This is a genomic window from Kitasatospora sp. NPDC057500, from assembly GCF_042802195.1.
Classification (GTDB): Bacteria; Actinomycetota; Actinomycetes; order Streptomycetales; family Streptomycetaceae; genus Kitasatospora.
Map to the genome: position 1 here is coordinate 1 of NZ_JBHVER010000393.1, position 2,943 is coordinate 2,943.

Annotated in this window: 2 protein-coding genes and 1 pseudogene; 1 reads left to right on the forward strand and 2 read right to left on the reverse strand. The window is 77.0% G+C overall.

The window, feature by feature from the left end; all coding sequences use genetic code 11:
- Positions 1–21 precede the first annotated feature (21 nt).
- Positions 22–1,308, reverse strand: coding sequence for an MFS transporter (locus tag ACFU74_RS36795; RefSeq protein WP_380764492.1), 1,287 nt, complete (start codon positions 1,306–1,308; stop codon positions 22–24).
- Positions 1,309–1,363: 55 nt separating this feature from the next.
- Here ACFU74_RS36795 and ACFU74_RS36800 point away from each other — a divergent pair, with 55 nt between their 5' ends.
- The gene (locus tag ACFU74_RS36800; protein ID WP_380764493.1) at positions 1,364–2,449 is read left to right on the forward strand and encodes a helix-turn-helix domain-containing protein; all 1,086 of its coding nucleotides are present in this window, start codon (positions 1,364–1,366) and stop codon (positions 2,447–2,449) included.
- Positions 2,450–2,518: 69 nt separating this feature from the next.
- Here ACFU74_RS36800 and ACFU74_RS36805 read toward each other — a convergent pair.
- Positions 2,519–2,943, reverse strand: a pseudogene (locus ACFU74_RS36805) (malate synthase A); the annotation flags it as partial.

The following is a 2,943-nucleotide window of genomic DNA, read 5'->3' on the forward strand; positions in this document are numbered from 1 at the left end:
GGGCGCCGGCACCCGTCCGGCTCACGGGGCCGCGGGCGCGGGCGCGTCCACCGGTCCCCGCACGGCCGGCAGCAGCGCGGGACCGGCCAGCGCGAACAGCCCCGCCAGCACCACCCAGCCCGCCGCCCCGTGGTCCACCGCCGTCAGCGTGACCACCAGCGGCCCGATCACGTGCGCCGCCGCCTGCCCGCTCAGGAACACCCCCTGGTACTCGCCGTGCGCCCGGGCGTCCGCCAGGTCCAGGCTGAGCGTCCAGCCGCCCGCCGAGGTCAGCAGCTCGCCCAGGGTGTGCACCAGCGAGCCCGCCAGCAGCGCCACGGCCGCCGCCCACCCCGGACCGTACTGCGCCGCCGCGTAGCCCAGACAGCCCGCCGCCAGCAGCAGCGCCCCGCGCGCGCAGGCCCGCGCCGCCGAGGGGACGTCCGTGACCCCCCGGCTCGCCCGTACCTGGAACAGCACCACCAGCAGGCAGTTGACCACGTTCACCGCCGCGACCGTCGCCGCCGGCGCCTCGGTGCCGAGCACGATCCACAGCGGCAACCCCACTGTCAGCACGGCCAGTTGCAGCTCCAGCACGGCGTGCAGCGCGGTGACCAGCAGATAGCGGCGGTCGCGCAGCGCCGTCCGGCGGTCGGCCCCCGCGCGCCCGCCGACCGCCGCGCGCCCGCCGACCCCCGTGCGGGCAGCCGCCGTTGCGGCGACGGGCAGCCCCGCCAGCAGTGCCGTGACGCCCAGGAAGCTCACCGCGTCCAGCACCAGCATCGTCACGTACCCGGCGTAGGAGTCCGCCTGGAGGGCGAGCGCCGCACCGCCCGAGCCGACCACCAGGCCCGCGTTCGCCACCGAGCGCAGCAGCGCCCGCGACCGCACCTGCCCCTCGGCCGGCAGCGCCCGGGCGATCAGCGCGCTGCGCACCGCGGCCGCCCCGCGCGACAGCACCGTGGCGGCGCAGGCCAGCACCACGAACGCCGCGAAGGAGCGCACGAAGGCGTAGCCGAGCACGGCCGCCGCCTCCAGCGGCCCGAGCACCAGCAGCAGCCGCTTGCTCCCGACCCGGTCGGCGAGCCGCCCCGCCGGCACCCCGGCGAACACCCCGCACACCCCCGCGACGGTGAGGCCGAGCGCGACCGAACCGGGCGTCAGGCCGAGCGAGCGGGTGAAGAACAGCACGTTCACCGTGACGAACAGGCCGTCGCCGACGGCGTTCACCAGGCTCATCAGCGCCAGTCGGCGCAGCAGCGGCTCGGCGGGCAGCAGGCGGCGGACGGGGACGCGCGGGCGCGCCCCCGCCGAGGTGGAGGAGGTCATGGCAGAAGCACAGCGGGGTTCCGGCGCGGGCGGAATTCTTTTACCGTTACGGTCAATGTTCGAGTTCCGTCTCGGCGTCGAGGACCTCGCCGCCACCTGGTTCGCCTATTCCCCGTTGCAGGAGGCGGTGCTGGGCCTGCGCGCCCGCCGTCGGCCGTCGCGCTACCCGGAGCAGCAGCCGTGGATCGCCGGCTGGCGGGAGCGCTACGCCGCCCTGGACACCGAACTGTTGGACGTGCTGACCGCGCCGAGCGGCTTCGTGCCGGACTTCCTGACGCCGCGCCCGGCGGTGCCCCGTCCGGACTTCGGCGGCGAGCTTGCGCGGATGGCCCGCACCCCGCCGGAGGTGGTGCGGGCGGACCTGCTGGCCGCCTACCCGGGCGGCGGGTGCCCGCTGCCGCCGGTACTGGCGGCGCCGATCGACGACCCGGCGGCGCTGGCCGCGCTGACCGCGCGGATCGCGGAGGCGCTGGAGGGGTACTGGACGCGCTGCCTGGCGCCGGCGTGGTGGCCGCGGGCGCGGTCGGTGCTGGAGGCGGACCTCGCCCACCGGGGCCGGCTGCTGTCCGAGCGCGGCGCGGAGGGACTGTTCGCGGACCTGGACGGCCGGATCTCCTGGCGGGACGGGGTGCTGCGGCTGACCGACAGCACCCCGGTGGTCCAGGCGCTGGGCGACTCGGTGGTGGACGTGGCCGGGCGGGGGCTGGTGCTGATCCCGACGCTGGGCGGGCTCGGCGCGCAGACCGACATCGTCCAGGACGGCCCGCCGCTGATCACCTACCCGGCGCGCGGCAGGGCCACCATGGCGGAGGGCCTGCCGGGCCCCGCCGCACCGGCCGCCTCGCCCGCCGCGTCCGCCGCCTCACCCGGATCCGCTGTTCCCGCCGTTCGCGCCGCAACGGCCGCCCCGGCCGGGCTGGTGGGGCTGATCGGCCCGGCGCGGGCGCGGCTGCTGATGCTGCTGGCGGTCCCGGCCAGCACCACGGAACTCGCCCACCGGCTGGGGGTGACGCCGGGCGCGGTCAGCCGGCACCTCGGCGCGCTGGCCGCCGCCGGCCTGCTGGAGCGCACCCGGCACGGCCGCCGGGTGCTCTACCGGCGCAGCGGCCTCGGTGACGCACTGACGGCCGGCCGCCACTGAACCCGACCACGGCGGGCAGGCAGGCAGGCAGGCGGATGGAATCGATGGATGGGCCGGGCGCTCCGCGGTTCAGTCCAGCAGGGGCAGCGCGGGCAGGGTCAGGAACTCCACGAACTCCTCGTCCAGGGCGACCTGTTCGAAGAGCCGCGCGGCCTCCTCCCAGCGCCCGGCGGCGTAGGAGCGGTCGCCGAGTCCGGCCCGCAGCGCGGCCAGTTCCTCGGCGATCAGACGGCGCACCAGCCCGGCGGTGGCCACCTCGCCGGTGTCGGCGAGGACGACGTCGTTGTGGATCCACTGCCAGACCTGCGAGCGGGAGATCTCGGCGGTGGCGACGTCCTCCATCATGTGGAAGACGGCGACCGCGCCGAGCCCGCGCAGCCACGCCTCGATGTAGCGGACGCCGACCTGGACGGCGTTGTGCAGCCCGGTGCGGGTGCAGCTGCCGCCGGCGCCGGCGATGTCGAGCAGTTGCGCGGCGGTGACCGGTTCGGCCG